Here is a 20,778-nt window from a genome sequence, read left to right on the forward strand (position 1 = left end):
TCAGACGACGGGGCGAAACAAGCGCCCGCCACACCGCGTACCCTGGCACCGGCTTTTTGATGTCACTGTAAAACGGTGCTGAGGCGATGGTGCAATCGTGTTTCGCTCCCCGCTTTATCGCATATGCGAGGGCACTGAACGATACGGCGCACTTGCATCAGCAATAGCGCAGGGGCACGACCAGTGCGCGGGGAGTCAGCGTGCACGCCCTCGTCTTCCTGTTCACGTTTTCGCTTGAGTCGATCGCTCGCTTGTCTGGCACTCCTTTGCTTGCCCCCTTGCCTGGCCCTCCATGTTCCGCAGTCCCTCGCCTGGCACGCTTTCGTTCGGCGCTCGCGTCTGGTGCTCCCGTCTGATGCTCTCTCGTCTGGTAAAACGCAGCACCACTCTTTTATCGCCCCGAAGCCATCATGTGTTTGACAGCAATCGCTGCGGCGCTTTCTTCGTCACCCGTGCTGTCAGCTCTTCCTGCCTCGGCCAGCTCATCGCAGTTGTCCCATATCGGCTGGTAGCACTGCGCAACAACAGATCGGTTGCTCCAGCGTCGGCATCCATCGCGCTGCAACCAATTGCCGCACCGCCTGCGCCAATAGGCCAAAGAGTCATTGAGAGGCCGCCACCGCTGTCCATAATCATTGGCGATCAAACACCGTCCACCATAAAAAGGGGAGCCCCATGGCAAAAGATGCCGTCGGCTATGCGCTCAGTACGCTGAACAGGATGGCCAGTTCCGAGCTGCTCGACAAACTCGGCCTGCGCAAGCTGGTGGAGCGAATGGCTTACACCCTGACGCGCACCGGCTTTCAGGTCATCACCACCTCGGCACGCACTTTCAAGGGCGGCCCGAGGCTGGACAAACCCGAACGGCTTAACAAGCCCGGCCACACCACTGATCTGTTCGATCTGAATATCACCGACGAACAGCAGATGATTCGTGATTCCGTGCGTGCCTTCGCCACAGACGTGTTGCGCCCCGGTGCCGAACACGCCGATGAAAACGCCACCACCAGCGATGAAACCATTGCCGCCGCACTGGAGCTGGGCCTCAATTTCTTTGCCGTGCCGGAATCACTTGGTGGCGCCGCCAGTGAGCGTTCCCCAGTCACCACCATGCTGCTGGCAGAAGATCTCGCCTGGGGCGATATGGGGCAAGCCATCGCCATCCTCGCCCCCATGGGCGTCGCCAATGCGCTGACACAATGGGGCACGGCGGAACAGCAGTCCCGTTACCTGCCGGCATTCGCCTCGGAAAACCCGCCCAAGGCAACCATCGCGCTGGCCGAACCACGCCCGCTGTTCGATCCATTGCAGCTTCAGACGCTGGCCGAACGTGACGGCGATAGCTATGTGCTCAATGGCGTGAAGTCGCTGGTGCCGCTCGCTGGCGAAGCCGAGCTGTTCCTGATCGCCGCCCAGGCCGACGACGGCCCGGCGGTCTTCATTGTCGAAGGCGGCGCCGAAGGCCTGCGCGCCGGCGATGATCCGTCGATGGGCATTCGCGCCTGCGCACAACGTCCGTTGCAACTCGAAAATGTGCGTGTCCCCGCCAGCCAACGTCTCGGCACCGATGATTTTGATTACCGTGCCTTTGTCGATCTCGGCACCCTCGCCTGGTGCGCTCTGGCCATCGGCACCAGCCAGGCTGTGCTCGACTACGTGATTCCCTACTGCAACGAGCGCAAGGCATTTGGCGAGCCCATCAGCCACCGGCAAGCAGTCGCCTTCATGATTGCCGACATGGCCATTGAACTGGATGCCATGCGCATGCTCACCTGGCGCGCAGTATGCCGTGCCGAGCAGGGCAAGCCGTTCCGCCGCGAGGCCCATCTGGCACGCACGCTCTGCAAGGAAAAAGCCATGCAGATCGGCACCGACGGAGTGCAACTGCTCGGTGGGCACGGCTTCACCAAGGAATACCCGGTCGAGCGCTGGTACCGCGACCTGCGCGCCATTGGCGTCGCTTTTGGCGGCCTGCATCTGTGATGCGGTAACAGGGAGAACACACCATGAATATCGAAATCCCGAAAAAGATCCGACCGATCATCAACAATGCCCACCAGGTGGCATTGAGCGTGTTCCGGCCGATTTCACGCAAGTATGACCGCGCCGAACATGAAGCGCCGAAAGAGCTGGAAATGCTGGCTTCGGTGCTCGACGGCTTCAACGAAGGCGACCCGGAATCCAGCGCCGGCGCCACACGCACCGGCAAGGGCCGCATCAGCAACGATGGCACCGTGAAGAACGGCGCCAACATGAGCACCTGCCTGGGCGCCATGGAGCTGTGCTACGGCGACACCGGTTTTCTGCTGGCGATGCCGCGCCAGGGCCTGGGCAATGCGGCCATCGCTGCTGTGGCCAACGACGAGCAGCTCAAGCGCTTTGATGGCAAATGGGCCGCGATGGCAATTACCGAACCCGGCTGCGGCTCGGATTCGGCAGCCATTCGCACCACCGCCCGCAAGGACGGCGATCACTATGTGCTCAATGGCGAGAAGATTTTTGTCACCTCCGGCGAGCGTGCCGATTGTGTGGTGGTCTGGGCCACCCTTGATCCCGCCATCGGCCGCGCCGCGATCAAATCGTTTGTCGTGGAATGGGGCACACCCGGCATGGAGCTGGGGCGGCTGGAGAAAAAACTCGGTATCAAGGCATCCGATACCGCCGCGATCAACTTCGTCGACTGCCGCGTGCCGGCGGAAAACCTGCTGGGCAACCCCGAGATTGATGTGAAGAAAGGTTTCGGCGGAGTGATGGAAACCTTCGACAACACGCGCCCGCTGGTTGCCTCCATGGCTATCGGTGTTGCCAGGGCATCGCTTGAGCGGTTGCGCGAATTGCTCGCAGAGCAAATCGAATACAACTACGACAAGCCGGTGGATAACTGCTCTGCTGTCGAAGCCGAGCTGTACCGGATGGAAGCGGAATGGGAAGCCGCCTACTGGCTCGCAATCCGCGCAGCCTGGATGGCGGACAATAAGCAATCGAACTCGCTGGAAGCCTCCATCTCCAAAGCCAAGGCAGGCCGGGTGGGCAACGCCATCACCCTGCGCTGTGCAGAGCTGGCCGGCACGCTGGGTTATACCGAGGATGAGTTGCTGGAAAAGTGGGCTCGCGATTCCAAGATTCTGGATATCTTCGAAGGTACACAGCAAATTCAGCAACTGATTATCGCTCGGCGTCTGCTGGGGCTGTCGTCTTCCGAATTGAAGTAAGCAACAAGCCGCCACGGGCGCCGGCGCTCGTGGCGGATCTTTTACATCCCGGCCCATGCGGGGTGCACGCAGGTAAGCCATAATGGCCAGCCACAATAGCGAGCCATACGGCAAGCTGTCGCGGCAAACCGCCATAGCAGCCACATGCCACCCTTATCCGATGCCGGGAGGTACTTACATGCGGTACTCCATCATGCGGTACTCCATGCCACGCACCCGCCTGCTGTTGATCAGCTTTACCCTGCTGTTTGCCATCACCGGATGCAGCGATAACGATGCACCGCCCAATGTCCCCACGCCCGAAGTCGAAACACCCGACGTCGAAGAGCGTGCAGCAGATGAGCACACCATTGAGGAGTTTGTGCCGGATGTGGCACCGCCGGTAGCACCCGCTCTGGTGCGCTACCATTGCGCCCCAGGCCTGGTTGTCGAAGCCCTTTACGAAGGCGAGATGGCCACGCTGACCATCGGCAATGACGAATACCAGCTTGCTCAGGAGCCGGCCGCGTCCGGCGCCCGCTACAGCGATGGGCAACTTCAGTGGCACAGCAAAGGCGACGAAGCCGTGCTCACGGGCAAAGACGAAATGCATGTCTGCCTGCGCATCAATGATGAAGACCCCGCCGCCTCCGAGATGACGCAATAAGCTGATTGGCCCCTGCTCCCCTTCCCCCCGGCTCGTATAGCCTGTTTATTCCCATATCGGCCGCGCAACTGCTACGGTAACGCCGTATTACGCTGCATTTTTCAAACGGATGATCTGCAATCGGGGAGAGCCTGACATGACCGTGCCATTGACACTGGGGCGCCTGCGAATATTGTTCAACCTGCCATGGCTGCTAGCCGTCTCCGGCATTGTTTTTCTGCTATCGCAAATCGCCCTGGCACTGACGCTGGCGCCGCTTGGCGGCCCCGAGGCAATGCTGCGTGTGCAGCTGCTGTTTACCTCTGCGGCAGAATATCAATCGCAATTCAGCAGTTGGCAGGATGCCGGCGTGCTGGGCGCTTATCAGGCGCACCTGATCGTAGATGCGTTGCATCCGGTGTGGTACGCCACTTTTGCGACGTGCCTGCTGGCCATGCTGTTCAGCCACCGTAACGCTGGCGGTGCCTGGGACAAATTGCTGCCACTACCATTGTTATCGGGCTTGCTTGATGTACTGGAGAACAGCATGCAGGCAATGTTTCTCAACCACCCGGTCACGTTGACCGACGGGCTGGCGCGCCTCAGCTGGCTGTGCTCGGTGGGCAAATGGGGGTTGGTGGCGGTGTTCACGCTAGCGGCGCTGTACTGGCTGATACCCCAGCGGCGCTGAAACCCACACCACGCAGGAGCTTGACACCAAGGCGGGCGCTGGCGCCCGCCGCAGGTTGCTCACAGTTTTGCAGCAACCTCCGCCCCTTGCCGGATGGCACGCTTGGCATCCAGTTCGGCGGCCAGATCCGCACCACCAATGAGATGATAGCGAGCGCCCGCGCTCTGGCCGGTTTCCCCGCTGGTTTCACGGTACAGTGTGCGCAGTGATTCCTGGCCGGCACAGATGACGACATTATCCACCTCCAGCAACTGCTCACTGCCACCTACCGTCACATACAGGCCACGATCATCAATGCGGTCATAACTGGCACCAGCGATCATTTCCACGCCCTTCATTTTCAATACCGCCCGGTGCACCCAGCCGGAGGTCTTGCCCAGATCCTTGCCCAGCGCAGTCGGCTTGCGTTGCAGCAGATAAATCTTGCGCGCCGATGGCGCCGGTTGTGGCTGCTCCAGACCGCCTGGTGCATCAGTGTGGAAGCTCACACCCCATTCGCGCTGCCAATCCGCCAGGGGTTGCGGCTGCTCGGCGCCATGATCATGAGCAAGGAATTCCGCCACGTCGAAGCCAATCCCGCCCGCACCGATCAGCGCCACACGCGGCCCCACGGTGACCTCGCCCGTGAGTACCTGCACATAAGAACACACCATCGGGTGATCAATCCCGTCGATGGCCGGCCGGCGCGGCGTCACACCAGAGGCAATGATGATTTCATCAAACTCCTGCTCCAACTCACCCGGCGCCACCGTGTGATTGAGCTTCACCACCACCCCGGTTTCTTCCAGCCGATGGGAGAAATAGCGCAGTGTTTCCCAGAATTCTTCCTTGCCGGGAATGCGGGCCGCCATGTTGAACTGACCACCAATGCGATCTGCGGCCTCGAACAACGTGACATGATGGCCACGTTCCGCCGCCACTGTTGCCGCAGACAGACCGGCCGGGCCGGCACCCACCACCGCCACTTTTTTCGGCTGCGATGTTTTCAGGTACACCAGCTCGGTTTCATAGCAGGCTTGCGGGTTGACCAGGCAGGTCGCCCGCTTGAGCTTGAAGGTGTGATCCAGGCACGCCTGGTTGCAGGCGATGCAGGTATTGATCGCATGCGCCCTGTTCGCCGCCGCCTTGTTGACGAAATGAGGATCAGCCAGCATGGGCCGTGCCATCGAGATCATGTCGGCAACACCGTCGGCGATGATCTGTTCTGCTACTTCCGGGGTATTGATGCGGTTGGAGGCGATCACCGGGATCGTGACCGCTTCTTTGACCTGCCGGGTCGCTTCGGAAAAAGCCGCCCTGGGCACGGAGGTGACGATAGTTGGCACTCGCGCTTCATGCCAGCCGATGCCACTGTTGAGAATATTCGCGCCGGCCTTTTCCAGTGCCTGCGCCAGCGCCAGCACTTCCTCCCGGGTGGAGCCTTCCGGCACCAGGTCAATCACCGACAGGCGGAAAATAATAATGAAATCGTCACCACAGGCCCGGCGCACCGCCTCGACAATTTCCACCGGGAAACGCCGCCGATTCTCACTGCTGCCCCCATACTCGTCGGTGCGCCGGTTGGTGCGCGGCGCGGTGAACTGGTTAATCAGATAACCTTCGCTGCCCATGATCTCGACGCCGTCATAGCCGGCTTTCTTCGCCAGCCGTGCTGCATTGGCAAAATCCTTCACCGTCTGCCGCACTTCGCCTGTCGACATCGCCTTCGGCTTGAACGGGTTGATGGGCGATTTCACCGCCGAAGCCGAGCGCGACATCGGGTGATAGCTGTAGCGCCCGGCGTGCAGCAATTGCAGGCAAATCTTGCCACCCGCCTTGTGCACTTCCCGCGTCACCACGCGGTGGCTCAGGGCATCACCGATATTCAACATGCCGCCAGAAAACGGATAGAACCAGCCCTTGCGGTTCGGGTTGAAACCGCCGGTGATAATCAGCCCGGTGCCACCCCGCGCCCGCTCGGCAAAGTACGCCGCCAGTTTTTTGCGATGCCACAGCCGATCTTCCAGGCCGGTGTGCATGGAACCCATCACCACGCGATTCTTGAGGGTGGTAAACCCCAGATCAAGCGGCGCGAGCATATGTGGATACGGCGATTTGGCAGCGGTAGCAGTCATGGTGTTTTCCCTGGATGTGGCGCGCCCGCACGGTCGTCGGCAGGGCATCTGGACAGCGTCAAGATAGAAGCGTATCTTGACGCTGTCAAGACAGGAAAGCCCCCATGAAGAATGAGGTTCAGCCCCCCGCCCGCTACCACCATGGCGATCTGCGCAGCGCGCTGCTGGCACAGGCCGCCGAGCTGCTGCGCCAGGAGGGCATCGAGGCCTTGAGCCTGCGGCGGCTGGCCGAGCGCACCGGCGTATCGCGCACCGCGCCCTACCACCATTTCAAAGATAAACACGCGCTGCTGTGCGCCCTGGCCACCGAGGGATTCCGCCAGCTCGACGAGATGATCACCGAGGCACGCCTTGCCCCCGGCACCGATCTGGCCGCCGGCTTGCGCCGCTTTGTGCGGGCTTATCTGCGTTTCGCACTGGACAATCCCGAGCAATACGAGCTGATGTTCGGGCGCGCCATCTGGAAAAACGGCCAGCCCACCGACGAGTTGCGCGAGGTGGCCTATCACGCCTTTCGTCATTACGCCGAGCGCATCAGCGCATTACTTGTCAGCGCCAGCCTGCCCCGCGGCAGCCGGCCGCTACGCGTCGCCCAGGCCAGCTGGGCCACCTTGCACGGCCTGTGCAAGCTGATGCTCGATGGCATTTATGTGGATCAGGCCGACATGGAAGAGGTGAGCGCAGAAGCGGTGCAACTGATGGTGGCCGTGCTGGGGACATCCACCACACAGACCTGACCTGTCTGAAAACAACAAAGGGGCCAGACGGCCCCTTTGTTGGCGGCGCTTGTTGCGCACCGCGTATTGCTTGCAATCCCGGCTGATTACTTCTCCAGCACTGCCACCACGCCCTGGCCACCTGCGGCACAGATGGAAATCAGGCAACGGCCGGAGCCTTTTTCGTTCAGCAGCTTGGCTGCGTTGGCGAGGATGCGGCCGCCGGTAGCCGCAAACGGGTGCCCCGCTGCCAGCGAGCTGCCTTTCACGTTGAGCTTGCTGCGATCGATACTGCCGAGCGCCTTGTCGCGACCGAGGCGATTTTTGCAGAAGCTTTCATCTTCCCAGGCTTTCAAGGTGGCCAGTACCTGCGAGGCAAACGCTTCGTGAATTTCGTAGAAATCGAAATCCTGCAAGCCCAGGCCAAGCTTGTCGAGCATGCTCGGCACGGCATAGGCCGGCGCCATCAGCAAGCCTTCCTTCTTGTTGACGAAATCGACCGCCGCGGCTTCGCCGAGTGTCAGGTAAGCCAGCACCGGCAAGCCACGCTCTTTGGCCCACTCTTCGCTGGCCAGCAGCACCGCTGATGCACCATCGGTCAGCGGTGTGGAGTTGGCTGCTGTCATGGTGCCGTCCGGGCCGCCAAATACCGGTTTCAGTGTGGCCAGCTTTTCCAGCGTGGAATCGCCGCGCATGTTGTTGTCGCGCTCCAGGCCCTTGAACGGCGTGATCAGATCCGCCTGCCAGCCATCAGCGTAGGATTTCGCCAGATTCTGGTGGGACTGCCAGGCAAGCTTGTCCTGCTCTTCCCGGCTGATGCCCCACTCCACTGCCGTCACGGCCGCATGGTCGCCCATGGAAAGCCCGGTGCGCGGCTCGGCGTTTTTCGGTACATCCGGCATGAACCATTTCGGGTTCAGCAGTTTCAGCGCCAGCTTGGCCTTTTCACCGTTGGTCTTGGCCTTGTTGATCTCCATGAATACTTTGCGCTTTTCGTCGTTGACGCCCAGCGGCGCGTCAGAGGTGGTATCCACACCGCCAGCAATAGCGCTGTCGATCTGCCCCAGCGCAATCTTGTTAGCCACCAGCAACGCCGCTTCAAGGCCCGTACCACAAGCTTGCTGAAGATCATAAGCCGGTGTCTCCGGTGCCAGCCCGGAGCTGAGCACACACTCACGCACCAGATTGAAATCCCGGGAATGTTTCATCACGGCGCCAGCGGCCACCTCACCGATGCGCTCGCCTTTCAGGTTGAAACGCTGCACCAGGCCCTGCAACGCCGCGGTCAGCATGTCCTGGTTGGAGACGCCGAAATAAGCGCTGTTGCTGCGCGCAAACGGAATCCGGTTGCCACCGATAATGGCCACTCTGCGAACACTCTTGCCTGCCAGCATCTTTCTTCCTCCGGTCTGGGCGTTGCGAAGCGCGCACAGCGCGACGCCACCATTAAGATGGGCGCAGTCTAGCCCGATGCCGCGCTCGCTCATTGGCTGCGCCGCCGACGGCGTTTCTGCCATGGGTCAATATCGCTGAGCAGCTGCAGTGCTTCAATAGCGCCCAGCCTGGGGGCAGGCCGGAATATGCTGTGTTAATGTCCCCTCATCTGGCAATCCAGGCTGGTCTTCGCGATCACCTGGCGGCCCATCAACGGCCATCAGCCAATCAACCGGATTACCTAGACTCAGGGTGAGCATAATGAGCGACGTCTATCAGGCCATTGCCAACTCCGCTGTCGGCAAAAAAGTTTTCAGCGCCATCAACCTGCCGATCCCCGTGATCCTCGAACGCTACGAGCCGGGCGCGGTGTCCTTTATCAAGGGCGCTGTAGTGCTGGGCGGTGCCGCAGGCGGCAGCGCTGCGCAAAGTGTGCTGGCGACGCTTAAATTCGCACCGGAAGCGGTGGCCCACACCCTCGCTGGCGGCGCAGCCGAAGCAGATATCCGCAAGGCCGGCGATGCCGTGGGCGAACAGATCACCGCCTACAGCCCGAGCCGCGAAGATGGCCGCCGCTTCAAGGCGTTGATCTTCGATGCTACCGGCATCAGCAATACCGGCGAGTTGCGAGCCGTGTGGGATTTCTTCAATCCGGTGGTGCGCAAGCTTGAAAAAAGCGGGCGCATCGTGGTGATCGGCCGCACGCCCGAACTGTGCAGTGTGGAGCAGCGCATCGCCCAGCGCGGCCTGGAAGGGCTGGTACGCAGCCTTGGCAAAGAGATCAAGGGCGGCGCCACCGCCAACCTGGTTTATGTGGAGGCTGGCGCCGAGGCACAACTGCAAGGCCCGATGCACTTCCTGCTGTCACCGAAGTCGGCGTATGTATCCGGCCAGGTGATGCGCGTCAGCGGAGCCGGCTTCACCGGCGAGGGCTTCAACTGGACACAGCCGCTGGCCGGCAAGACCGCGCTGGTGACCGGCGCCGCACGCGGCATCGGCGCCGCCATTGCCCAGGTGCTGGCGCGGGATGGCGCCCGCGTGATCGTGCTCGACATTCCGCCCATGGCCGAAGACCTCAAGCAGGTGGCAGGGCAGATCGGCGGTGTGGCACTTGAAGCCGACATCACCGCCGCCGAAGCCCCGCAGCTCATCAGCGACAAGGCCCGCGAGCTGGGCGGCCTGGATATCATCGTCCACAACGCGGGTGTGACCCGTGACAAGACCATGGCCGGTATGCCGGACAAGTTCTGGGACATGGTGATCGACATCAACATCGCCTCCGAAGAGCGCATCAACGCTCGCCTGCTGGCAGACAGCACGTTGAACGAAGGCGGCCGCATTGTTTGCGTCAGCTCGATTTCCGGTATCGCCGGCAATATGGGCCAGACCAACTATGCCACCTCCAAGGCGGCGGTGATCGGCATGGTGCAGGGCATGGCGCCCGAGCTGGCCGGCCGCAATATCACCATCAACGCGGTGGCTCCCGGTTTCATCGAAACCCAGATGACGGCAGCGATTCCGTTTGCCATTCGCGAAGCTGGCCGGCGCATGAACTCCATGAACCAGGGCGGCCAGCCGGTGGACGTGGCGGAAACCATCGCCTTCTTTGCCAGCCCTGCTGCCCAGGGCGTGACTGGCAACGTAGTGCGCGTGTGCGGCCAGAGCCTGCTCGGCGCCTGATTCGCTGCTGCGATACGGACGCCCCGGTCATTCCGGGGCGTTTTTGTTTCTGGCCGCATACCTCCCCTCGTGCGCCTGCTGCGCAGCCCGAGCAATTCGCACCACCTGCGCAACCTGCGTAGGCCGAGCAGGCCGCAGAGCCCGAGTAACCTGAGTAGCCCGAGTAACCTGAGCAATCCGAGTAGTCCGAGTAGTCCGAGTAGTCCGAGTAGTCCGAGTAGTCCGAGTAGTCCGAGTAGTCCGAAGTCCGAGTAGTCCGAAGCCCGAGCAGTCATCTACGCAGCCTGAGCACCTGAGCCGCGTCTGGCAGCACGGCCCACACCGCTTGCGCCAGCCGCCCCCGAGCACACCCCGCGCTGCCTGAAACTGCTGGCGTGTTCTCGCCGCCGGCCAGTACGTTTTTTGTTGTGCGCGTCATATCGCTGTCATCTGCCGTCCGTACCCTTTGCGACGAACTGGTGGCAACCGCATGACCGGAGCATGACAGATGGCCGGCTACCTTCACGCCTGCGGGCTGAGCAAACATTTTGGCGGCACGGCGGTGCTCGACGGCATCGATTTCACCCTCAGCCGAGGTGAATGCCTGGTGCTGCTCGGCCCGTCCGGCTGCGGCAAGACCACCTTGCTCAATATCATTGCCGGGCTGCTGCAGGCCGACGGCGGCGAGCTGCATTGCGACGGCGCGCCGCTGGACGTGCCGGCAAGCGGCCACTTCACGGCGATGCGCGAACGCGGCTTCTCGATGGTGTTTCAGGATTTTTCCCTGTGGCCGCACATGACGGTGGCGCAGAACGTTGCCTTCGGCCTGGGCCTGCGCGGGCTGTCACGCGCCGACGTGACGCAGCAGACTCACGCGGCGCTGGCACGCGTGCAGATGACGCACCTTGCGGATCGCAAACCGGCCGCGCTGTCTGGTGGCCAGCAGCAGCGTGTCGCCATCGCCCGCGCCATTGCTGTCTCGCCCCGAGTGCTGCTGCTGGATGAACCGCTGTCGGCACTGGATGCACGCCTGCGTGAAGACCTCAAAAGCGAGCTGGCACAATTGCTGCGCGATACCGGCCTGACGGCGGTGTACGTCACCCACGATCAGAGCGAAGCGTTGTCGCTGGCAAATCGTATCGCCTTGATGAATCAGGGCCGCATCGAACAGATCGACGCCCCGGAAAATATCTATCAGCGCCCACGCACCCGCTTCGCGGCCGAATTTATCGGCAGCGCCAATCTGGTGCCCTACCAGCGCACCCGCAACGGCCTGCAACTGGATGGCCAGACGGCGCTCACCGGCGCCAGCACCAGCCAGTTGGCAACGCTGCCCGCCACTGGCCATCTGGTGATCCGCCGTGAAGCTGTGCGCATGGTCGCGCCCGATAGCGCGCCCTGCGGCAGCCAGCTGGTGCTGCAAGGCACCTGCGTGCGGCGGCATTATCTTGGTGATCGCCAGGAGGTGCTGGCAGAGATACGCCCCGGCTTGCAATTGTGCGGTTTCGCCGATCAGCCGTTTCATCCCGGCGCGGCCGTGTCGGTGCGCATCAGCGCCGAGGCGCTGCACGCCATCGGGCACTGACACATGACGGCACTTTTGCGGCTGACGGCACTTTTGCGGCTTTTGCAGCTGTTGCTGCTCACCGGCGCGGTGCTACTTTGTGTTGGCGTTATTGGCGGCTGTAGCCGCCAGGACGATACCGCGCTGGTGATCTACTCGGCCGGCCCGCGCCCGCTGATCGAACAGATCAGCGCCGACTTCACCGCCGCCACTGGCGTGCCGGTGCGCCTGTTCGTCGCCACCACCGGCCAGCTGATGGCCAAGCTGGAGGCCGAGCGCTTTCGGCCGCAGGCGGATGTGGTGATCTTCGCCAGCGATGTCGCCGCCGAAGCACTGAAGCAGGCCGGCCGGCTGGCACCATTGGGTGAGTTGGCCGGTGATGCCACTCACGCAGGCTGGCACGACCCGGCCGGCTTTTATCTGGCTACCAGCGCAGCGCTGGTCGGCGTGGCGCTGGGCGCCAGCGCCGTGGACACGCGCCCCGATTGGCCACAACTTTTCAGCACCCAGCCGCCCGGCCGGCTGGCCATGCCATCACCGTCACGCTCCGGCACTGCCGGGGATTTCGTCGTCGCTCAAGTGCTCACCCAGGGCGATGCCGCCTGGCAGGATTTTGCCCGCGCCCGCGCCGCCGGGCTGGAGTTTCCCGCTGCCAACAGCCAGGCGCTGACATCGCTGCTGATCGGCAACTATCACGCCGTCATTGGCGCCGCCGATTACCTGGTATTCCGCCAGATCGAACAGGGCGCGGCACTGGCGATGCACTACCCCGCCGAGGGCGTGCCGCTGATGACGCGCCCCGTGGCGATGCTCGCCGGCACGCCGCGTGCAGCGGATGCGCGGCGCTTCATTGCCCATCTGTTCAGCGATGCATCACAACTGCGGATCGCCGAGGCACACCTGTTGCCCGCCAGCGTGCGCGTGGCGGTCAGTGACGTGCGCGCCGCTGCCACCGCGCCAGCGCGGGTATGGCGCGGCGATGTGCAAGCGGCACTGGCCAGCCAAGGGAGCATTTTGCGGCGTTTTCAATATCAGGTCGAACGGGCGCAGATACCGCCGCCGGAGCAGCCTTGAACACGGCCGGAGCCATCATCAGCACTGCCAGAGTCGGCATGCACGCCACCGAAGTGAGCACGCACGTCGCCGGAGCTATGATGAAAAAAGCCTCGAACCGAATCTCGCGCCGGGATTTTCACCTGACTTGCCACCTGACTTGCCACCTGACTTGCCACCCGACTTTCCGCCCGACTTTCCACCAGATATTCCACCGAATAGTGCACCTGACTTTTCACCTGATATTCCGCCAGACATTCCAGCGGAGGGTGCACCGAACATTGCGCCAAATATCGCATAGCGCCGTAGCACAGCAGCGATGTCTGTCGGATAAAAAAACATGCGTGTCGGGGAAAAAGGCAGCAACCGCGATGGCCACAGCACAATGAACGCCACACGCTTTCCTCGTGCCCGCGCCCTACCCTGGCCGCTGCTGCTGTGCCTGCTATTTCTCGGCATCACCGCCGGTTATCCGCTGCTTCTGCTGTTTCTGCAAAGCCTGTTCCCGGAGCTGATGGGCGGCAGCCTGGCAGGATTCTTCAGCGCCTATCGCGCCATTGGCGATACACCCGAAATCGGCACACTGCTGTTCAATTCACTGAGCTGGGCCGCCGCCGTCACCGTGGTGAGCTGGGTGTTCGGCATTCCCTGCGGTTATCTGCTGGCGCGCACACAACTGCCCGGCAAGGGGCTGGCACGGTTGTCGTTGCTGGTGCCGATCATGACACCGCCGTATATCGCCGCGCTGAGTTATATTCTGGTAATGCAGCACGGCGGTTTCGCTGACACCCTGCTCGGCACGATGCCGGAAAGCCTGCGCAATCTATTTTTCTCCTTTTCCGGTGTCACGCTGGTGATGGCGCTGTCATCCTTCGGTTATGTGGCACTCGCGGTCGAAGCCACACTGGCCGGCCTGCCACGACGCCTTGAAGATGCAGCGCTGCAACTTGGCGCCAGCCGGCTGCGCGTGGCCGCTCGCATCATGTTGCCGCTGTTGTTGCCGGCGATCATCAACTCCGGCCTGCTGGTGTTTCTCGAATCATTGTCCAACTTTGGTGTGCCGGCCGTGCTCGGCACCCGCGCCAACCTGCCGCTGTTGCCGGCGGAGATTTTCTATCTGGTCACCAGCTGGCCGGTAGACCTGGCGCTGGCCACCTCGCTGTCGAGTTTGCTGTGCCTGTTTGCATTGGTGGCGCTTTATGGTGGCCGCTGGCTGGCGTCATTGTTTTCGGCGGGTGGCAGCCGCCCCGGCCAGCAGGCGCTGCGCCCGTTGCGCACCCGTGCCGTGATACTTGCCTGGGCCTGGATCGGCGGGCTGTTTTTGCTCAGTACCGCGCTGCCTTATGGCGCGATGATCCTCACCAGCCTCGCGGATCGCTGGCAAGACGGGCTGCCCACGCTGACGCTGCGGCATTATCACGCCTTGCTGTCGCCGGGCGGCCGTGGCCTGTCGGCGCTGCTCAACAGCCTGTGGCTGAGTATCGCCGCCGCCAGTATCTGCGTGCTGGCCGGAGGCTACATCGCCTACACCGCTGCACGCAGCGAAGGCCGTGCCAAAAAAGTGATGGATGCGCTGGCCATGCTGCCGCGTGTGATTCCGAAAATCGTCATGGCGGTGGCTCTGATCCTGGCCTGGAATGCGCCCTGGATTCCGCTCGATATTTACAACACGGTCTGGATGCTGTTGCTGGCGTATGTGGCGATCTATATCACTGATGCGCTGAATTACACCCACGCACAGCTGGCCGGTGTGGGCGTGAATCTGGAGCGCGCTGCGGCATTGATGGGCGCCTCACGGCTGACGGTGTTTCGCCGCATCGTGCTGCCACAACTCAAGCCGGCGCTGCTGGCCGCCTGGCTCACCACTTTTATCGTCTGCATGCGCGAGCTGGTGGCCTCTATCCTGCTGCTGCCACCGGGCGTGGATACCTCCGCGACGTTTATTTTCAATCAGTTCGAGCAGGGCGATATTGCGCTGGCCATGGCCATGGCCACGGTGACTATCGGCCTGAGTGTGGTGGTGATGCTGGTGGTGCAGCGGCGCAGCCGTTAAAGCGCGCAACGTGCTGCCGGCTTTTTAGCCCCGCCCCGATTGCCGGCTGGTCACATCCTCGGTAAACCGCAGCAGACAGTTCTGGGCCCAAGGCCGCCCTGCCAATAATGCAGGCCATGAGCAGCCCGGAACGCTACGCCCAACCAAGCGGAATATCGCCATAAGGCGCATCAAACAGCGCTGCAAAACGCGCCAGCAGCGCCCGCCGTGCAGTGTTGTGCAGTACCGGTGACACCGATTGCAATGCCGGCAGGCTGGCCGGCCAGGGCGGAGAATCGTCCCCCTCGCGCCAGACCGGCAACAAGCCGGCTGCGCTGACTCGCTGCTGGGCCGGGGCGCCGATCACATGCGCCAGAAAATCCTGTGCCTGCGCGGCATGGCGTGCGCCCTTGAGCACCATCATCGGCCGTGCGGCGCTCACCGTGCCGGTGCGCGGCAGGATGAAACGCAATGCCGCACCATCCGCCTGCCGTGCACGGGCCAGATAATCGACACAGCCGAAGACGACATCATGCTCGCCGCGCAGCAACTGCGTCAGCGCCTGGCTGTTGCTGCCGGCCACCACCATGCCGGTCGCGCGAAGATGGGCCAGCAATGCCCACAGGGACTCACCCCAGGCACGATCAAGGCCCAGCAGCAAATCCAGCGTGGCGCCGGATTGCGCCGGGTCAGGCATGATGACGCGCTGCTGCAAGGACGGCGCCAGCAGCCCCTGCCAATCGTCCGGTGGCGTGCCCGGCGCGCCTTCTCGCCATGCCAGGCCAAGCACCGACACCGCCTGGGCAAGCAGGCATTCGGTGCGCAGGCCAGCGGGCAGCTGTTGCGCGCCGGCCACGGACAACGGCAACAGCCGCTGCGCACGCTCCAGCTCCAGCGCTGCATCCCAGGAGGCCAGGATCAGCACATCCGCCACCGGCGCACTGGCTTCTGCTTCCAGCCGCGCCAGCAGCCGCCCGGTGGTGCCCTGCACCAGATTGACCGGCACCCCGGTGGCCGTCATGTAATCAGCCACCAGCTGGCGTGCCAGCGCCCCCGGCCCGGCGGCATAAACTGTCAAGGCGTCGTTGATAACCGGCACAAGCCGGTGCCGACGCAAAAAAGTTTTCATTTTCAGAACCGTTTTTTGTAAAGGCCCAACAGGAAAAAACAAGGATAAAAGCACAACAAGAATGCACGACAGAAAACACAATCAGAGCACGGCAGAAACATGACCAGAAACCCCTCTGCCATATCAGGCCGGCAGATTTAACACCCGGCCTTGAAACGATCAACCGATTTTGGCACTCACCAGAAAACTTAATAAAACTGTCATGCAAAAACAGTCCCGATGTCATGCCACACGCTGACACTCACCCTCGGCAGCTGATGCCACTTTCTTTCAACGCGCGCTTCATGGATGAAGGCCGGCCGTTTGTCAGAGCGAAACAGCTTGTCTCAAGCGCCCCGGGCACGACGGATTTCGTACCGCCATGGCGATATGGAAATGACAACGTGAAAGCACTTCGCAAAACGGCCGCCGGGCTGGCAGTTGCCATCGGTATGGCCTTGCCGCTTGCGGCAGTCTCGGACTCCTCTGATCTTATCGATACGCTATTGCAGAAAGGCATCCTCACCGACGAGGAAGCCGCCAGCCTGCGCAGCACCCAGCAACCCGCCAGCCGTTTTCAACGCAGTGACGTGAAATACGAGCCGGCCGAACCGATCGACGACGACGATCCCGCTATCGCTGTTCGACGCTTCACCGTGGACAGCAGCGACGGCCAGCATCGCTTCCGCATTCGCGGCCGTGTGCAGTTTGATGCCGCACGGGGTGATTTCGACGATGACATCGCCTTCGTGGCGCGCCAGGCTCACGAGCCACCGGAGTACGGCACTATTATCCGCCGCGCCCGCCTGGGCGCGCTGGGTTACATGTACGGCAACTGGGAATGGCAACTGGAAGTGGACTTCAGCGATCAGGAAGTCGATTTCGCCAACGCCTATGTCGCCTACCTGATGCCCACCGGCCGGCTTGCCATCGGGCATTTCAAGGAGCCGTATTCGCTGGAGAGCAACACCAGCTCGCGGCGCATCACCTTCCTGGAGCGCGGCGCGTCTGTTGATGCAATGCGCCCGAGCCGCCAGCTCGGCATCATGTATTCCACGCTGCGGCAAAACTGGCACGGCGCATTCGGCTTCTTTGGTGGCGAAGGGGTTTCCATCAACCGCGCCGTGGAAGAAGGTTATGCGTTCTCCGGCCGCCTGACCGTCTCACCCTGGGCCGACGGTGGCAACTTCCTGCACTTCGGCGGCAGCGCCAGCCACCGCCAGAATGCCTTCGACAAGGAACAGGATATCTGGGCGCCGGTACGCATGCGCACCCGCGAAGGCGCACGCGCCATCGACCTGCGCCTGATCGGCCGCGACGACATCGAAGCGGTGGAAGATTTCAACCGTTTCGTGCTGGAAGCCGCCTGGGGCATCGGCAGCTTCTCGCTTCAGGCAGAGTACAACCGGGTTGATTTCAATCTGGATGAAACCGCCAAACTGATCGCCCATGGCACCGATTCCAACCCCTCCAATTCGCTGACGATGGATGGCTTTTCGATTCAGGCCAGCCATTTCCTCACCGGCGAACACCGCAACTACCGCCCCTCCAACGGCACCTTCGGCCGTGTTACGCCGCAACGCAATTTTGATCCCGCCAGTGGCAACTGGGGCGCCTTCGAGATTGCGGCGCGCTACGCCACCGTGGATGCCAGCGAGCACTCGCGTATTGGCCGTGGCCAGGAAATGGATCACTACACGCTGGGCCTGAACTGGTATCCGAACCCGGATCTGGTCGTGAAGCTGAATCTGATGCAGTTCGACGCCAAACGTGACGACGTCGAAAGCGAAGGCCGGGTTGTTGCTGCACGCCTGCAATACGAATTCTGAGGAGGGATCATGAAAAACATTCGCCAACTCGCACTGGCCACACTGCTGGCCGGGCCATTTTCAGGCGCCTCCCTGGCGCTGGACAACAGCGATTTCAGCCAGCTCGATCAACGTGCCCTGGGCACCGTGCAATACGCCACGGACGCCACCACCGGGATCGGCTTTTTGCCCTCCTGGACACTGTTGGCGCCGAATGGCGGCGCCATCCGGACAGGCAATAATCTGGGTGCCGACGGTGACAGCGCCTTCACTTTCAATCTGCTTGCCAACGGCTTTGGTGACAACAAGCTCGAACAATGCCTGCCGATTGATCCATCGCAATCGCTCAGCATCCAGTATGCCGTCAGCACCAGCGTGGTCAGCGATGACGTGCGCACCCGCCTGAACCCCAACTTCTATGCCAGCATGGAAGAGTGCGAGGTGAACCTGCAAGCGGACGACAACAGCAACCGGCTGGATAATTTTGCCGACGCCAACGAGGATTATGACCAGCAGCTTGGCGGCCTGGATCAGAACCAGTGGGCAGACCTGCCGGCCACCGTGTTCGCGGCAGGCGCACTGCCGGCAGAAGCACAAGTGCTTCGCATTTCCCTGCGCGCACGCGATCGCTCTGGCCAGGATGCCGAGGTGCTGTTTGATAACGTGCGCGTCACGCAGGGCAGCAGCCCGGTCAATCTGGTGCGCAATCCGAGCTTCGAGCATCTGGAAGCCGCGCCGGGCGATTTCCTTCACGCCGGTGCCGGCTGGCAGCTGAACAGCGGTGACCGGGTCGCGGCCGGTGCATCCAGCGCATCGCTCAGTGGCGGCCACGTGTTCTATTTTGAAACCCTGGCCAATGGTTTCGGCGACAGCCGCCTGGATGTGTGCGTGCCGGTGGATGGCACCGCCACGCTGCGCCCCACGGTACGCGCCGGCAGCCTGATGCCGCACGCCGAGCTGAGCCTACGCATTGATCTGGCCTTTTTCACCGATGCAGACTGCACCACCGATGCCGACAGCGCGCTGGATATCCGTCAGGATTTCGCCATCGACGACACCACCGTGGCGTGGCAGACCTTCCAGACCGACGAACAGCGCGATGCCGGCGCACTGGCTGGCGTTGCATCAGCACGCCTGAGCCTGCGCGCCCGTGATCGCACTGGCGATACCTTTGCTCGCGCCGTCTACCTCGACGAAGCGACACTGGAAGATGCCACCCCGGCGCCCACCTTCACACCGCCCGGCCAGGAATTTTCCACCAGCGAGCTGGTGATCACTGTCAACGGCCCGGCCGGCAGCACGCTGTATTACACCCTCGACGGCAGCACTCCCAGCCAGGCCAGCAGCGCCTTGCAACCGGGTGAAACACTGACGCTGACGGCCACCACAGTGGTGCAGGCGATGGCAGTGCTCAACGGCCAGACCTCCGAGGTGCGCAGCGCCACCTATACGCAAGTGGACGCGCCGTTCGTGCCGCCCAGCGGCCCGCTGAATCGCTCTGCCGGCAGCATCGGCCTGATGTTCGGCCTGTTCGGCACACTGCTGTTGTTGCGGCGGCGGTGAGGCCCGCACCGGGCCGGGGCAGCGCCCGGCCCGGTGCTATTAGCGCTAGCGGCTAGCGGCGCCAGCGTCATGTTATGGCGGCGGCATCCATGGGCCGCCGATATGCGTCAGCTTTCGTCGCTCTTGGCCTTGCGATACTCGATCGGTGTCATGCCGACCCAGCGTTTGAAGGCCCGATAGAAGGTGCTCGGTTCGGAGAACCCGGTGAGATACACGATCTCGTCAATGGATTCATCGGTGCCGCCGAGCAGCCGCTTGGCCAGCCGGCAGCGGTAATCCGCCACCAGCTGATTGAAGTTGGTGCCGGCATCGGCCAGCCGTGTGCGTAATTGACGTGGCTTGATATTCAGCCGTGCGGCGACGTCTTCCAGGTTGGCGTGGCCGGATTCCAGCAGCTCCGCGATCAGGCGATTCACCTGCGCCACCAGATCCTGTTTTTCCAGCCGTGCTACCTGTTCGATCGCCAGTTGCTCATGCAGGCGCAGCAGCTCTGGCTCGTGATGCGCCGACGGCAGATCCATCAGCGACCGATCGAACAGCAGCCCGGTATATTCCTGATCGAACAGGATCGGGCAACCGAAGATGCGATCGTATTCTTCCATATCCGCGTGAGCGGAATGGCGGAAGAAGATTTGCAGCGGCTCGAATGCGCCATCGGTGACGAAGCGGAAGAATTTGATCAGCCCCACCATGCCGCATTCGTTGAAATGGTGCAGGCGCCGGCTCCAGAACATTTGCTTGAGGAGCATGTTGTCGCCGTGCTCTTCCAGCTCGCCTCGGGCGGCATCGGAGAGCAGGCGCTGATAGTTCAGTGCTCTGTGCAGCCCTTCACCGAAGGTGGAGCTGCTCAGAAACAGGTATTCCAGCACTTGCCCTTTGAAAATCGGAATATGCGCACCCAGGTGCAGGCCGATATGCGGATCACCGGAAACTTCCTCCGCTGCCTGCCAGAACCATTCCTGGGCATCGTGCGGGGTGCGCAGATCGGGCTGATTGAGCACAGACGCCTGCAGCCCCACCTTCTGCAACACAGCGTCAGCATCAATCCCCGCTGAACGCATGGCGGTATACGCCATGCGCAGCAATACTCCTGAGTCGGTCAGTTCTGCCATTCTGTTGCGTTATCCTGACAGTTTCATTCAATAAGAACTGGCAGATTAGCACAGGCTGGGCAGAAGCCGGAACCGGCGGGTGTCCAG

At 62.2% G+C, this 20,778-nt stretch carries 15 protein-coding genes; 11 read left to right on the top strand and 4 right to left on the bottom strand.

Annotated features, from left to right (window positions below):
- Positions 1 to 675: 675 nt before the first annotated feature.
- The 4 genes from MU846_RS12915 (at position 676) to MU846_RS12930 (ending at position 4,528) form a co-directional block, all read left to right on the top strand.
- A complete protein-coding gene (locus tag MU846_RS12915; protein ID WP_246953405.1) occupies positions 676 to 1,983 on the top strand; it encodes an acyl-CoA dehydrogenase family protein in 1,308 nt (435 codons plus the stop codon).
- 23 nt (positions 1,984 to 2,006) lie between these two features.
- The gene (locus MU846_RS12920) at positions 2,007 to 3,212 is read left to right on the top strand and encodes an acyl-CoA dehydrogenase family protein (protein ID WP_246953406.1); all 1,206 of its coding nucleotides are present in this window, start codon (positions 2,007 to 2,009) and stop codon (positions 3,210 to 3,212) included.
- A 178-nt stretch (positions 3,213 to 3,390) separates the two neighbouring features.
- The gene (locus MU846_RS12925) at positions 3,391 to 3,858 is read left to right on the top strand and encodes an MliC family protein (protein ID WP_246953407.1); all 468 of its coding nucleotides are present in this window, start codon (positions 3,391 to 3,393) and stop codon (positions 3,856 to 3,858) included.
- 136 nt (positions 3,859 to 3,994) lie between these two features.
- Positions 3,995 to 4,528, top strand: coding sequence for a hypothetical protein (locus tag MU846_RS12930; RefSeq protein ID WP_246953408.1), 534 nt, complete (start codon positions 3,995 to 3,997; stop codon positions 4,526 to 4,528).
- Positions 4,529 to 4,587: 59 nt separating this feature from the next.
- Here the strand turns inward: MU846_RS12930 and MU846_RS12935 are convergent, their stop codons facing one another.
- Positions 4,588 to 6,642, bottom strand: coding sequence for an NADPH-dependent 2,4-dienoyl-CoA reductase (locus MU846_RS12935; RefSeq protein ID WP_246953409.1), 2,055 nt, complete (start codon positions 6,640 to 6,642; stop codon positions 4,588 to 4,590).
- A 104-nt stretch (positions 6,643 to 6,746) separates the two neighbouring features.
- Here MU846_RS12935 and MU846_RS12940 point away from each other — a divergent pair, with 104 nt between their 5' ends.
- Complete coding sequence (locus MU846_RS12940; protein WP_246953410.1) at positions 6,747 to 7,379, top strand: TetR/AcrR family transcriptional regulator; 633 nt, start codon at positions 6,747 to 6,749, stop codon at positions 7,377 to 7,379.
- 86 nt (positions 7,380 to 7,465) lie between these two features.
- On the opposite strand, the gene MU846_RS12945 is transcribed toward MU846_RS12940, so the two are convergent.
- Positions 7,466 to 8,752 carry an acetyl-CoA C-acetyltransferase gene (locus tag MU846_RS12945; RefSeq protein ID WP_246953411.1) on the bottom strand — a complete coding sequence of 429 codons (1,287 nt, stop codon included), beginning with the start codon at positions 8,750 to 8,752 and terminating at the stop codon, positions 7,466 to 7,468.
- Between the two features lie 301 nt (positions 8,753 to 9,053).
- On the opposite strand from MU846_RS12945, the gene MU846_RS12950 reads away from it, so the two are divergent.
- From MU846_RS12950 to MU846_RS12965, 4 genes are all read left to right on the top strand, one after another.
- Entirely contained in the window at positions 9,054 to 10,472 is a 1,419-nt protein-coding gene (locus tag MU846_RS12950) for a 3-oxoacyl-ACP reductase (protein ID WP_246953412.1), read from the top strand.
- A 487-nt stretch (positions 10,473 to 10,959) separates the two neighbouring features.
- The gene (locus MU846_RS12955) at positions 10,960 to 12,036 is read left to right on the top strand and encodes an ABC transporter ATP-binding protein (RefSeq protein WP_246953413.1); all 1,077 of its coding nucleotides are present in this window, start codon (positions 10,960 to 10,962) and stop codon (positions 12,034 to 12,036) included.
- Between the two features lie 3 nt (positions 12,037 to 12,039).
- Positions 12,040 to 13,089, top strand: coding sequence for an extracellular solute-binding protein (locus MU846_RS12960; RefSeq protein WP_246953414.1), 1,050 nt, complete (start codon positions 12,040 to 12,042; stop codon positions 13,087 to 13,089).
- 319 nt (positions 13,090 to 13,408) lie between these two features.
- Positions 13,409 to 15,121 carry an ABC transporter permease gene (locus tag MU846_RS12965; RefSeq protein WP_246953415.1) on the top strand — a complete coding sequence of 571 codons (1,713 nt, stop codon included), beginning with the start codon at positions 13,409 to 13,411 and terminating at the stop codon, positions 15,119 to 15,121.
- 133 nt (positions 15,122 to 15,254) lie between these two features.
- On the opposite strand, the gene MU846_RS12970 is transcribed toward MU846_RS12965, so the two are convergent.
- Positions 15,255 to 16,229 (bottom strand): extracellular solute-binding protein, encoded by a 975-nt coding sequence (locus MU846_RS12970; RefSeq protein WP_246953416.1) that lies wholly within the window; start codon positions 16,227 to 16,229, stop codon positions 15,255 to 15,257.
- 383 nt (positions 16,230 to 16,612) lie between these two features.
- On the opposite strand from MU846_RS12970, the gene MU846_RS12975 reads away from it, so the two are divergent.
- Together MU846_RS12975 and MU846_RS12980 are read left to right on the top strand one after the other, a co-directional pair.
- Positions 16,613 to 18,037 carry an OprO/OprP family phosphate-selective porin gene (locus tag MU846_RS12975; RefSeq protein WP_246953417.1) on the top strand — a complete coding sequence of 475 codons (1,425 nt, stop codon included), beginning with the start codon at positions 16,613 to 16,615 and terminating at the stop codon, positions 18,035 to 18,037.
- Between the two features lie 9 nt (positions 18,038 to 18,046).
- Entirely contained in the window at positions 18,047 to 19,579 is a 1,533-nt protein-coding gene (locus MU846_RS12980; RefSeq protein WP_246953418.1) for a chitobiase/beta-hexosaminidase C-terminal domain-containing protein, read from the top strand.
- Positions 19,580 to 19,686: 107 nt separating this feature from the next.
- On the opposite strand, the gene MU846_RS12985 is transcribed toward MU846_RS12980, so the two are convergent.
- On the bottom strand, positions 19,687 to 20,691 hold the full coding sequence (locus MU846_RS12985; protein ID WP_246953420.1) for an AraC family transcriptional regulator: 1,005 nt from the start codon (positions 20,689 to 20,691) through the stop codon (positions 19,687 to 19,689).
- Positions 20,692 to 20,778: the final 87 nt, after the last annotated feature.

Origin of the sequence: Alcanivorax quisquiliarum (assembly GCF_023051175.1) — a bacterium.
GTDB classification, from domain to species: domain Bacteria; phylum Pseudomonadota; class Gammaproteobacteria; order Pseudomonadales; family Alcanivoracaceae; genus Isoalcanivorax; species Isoalcanivorax quisquiliarum.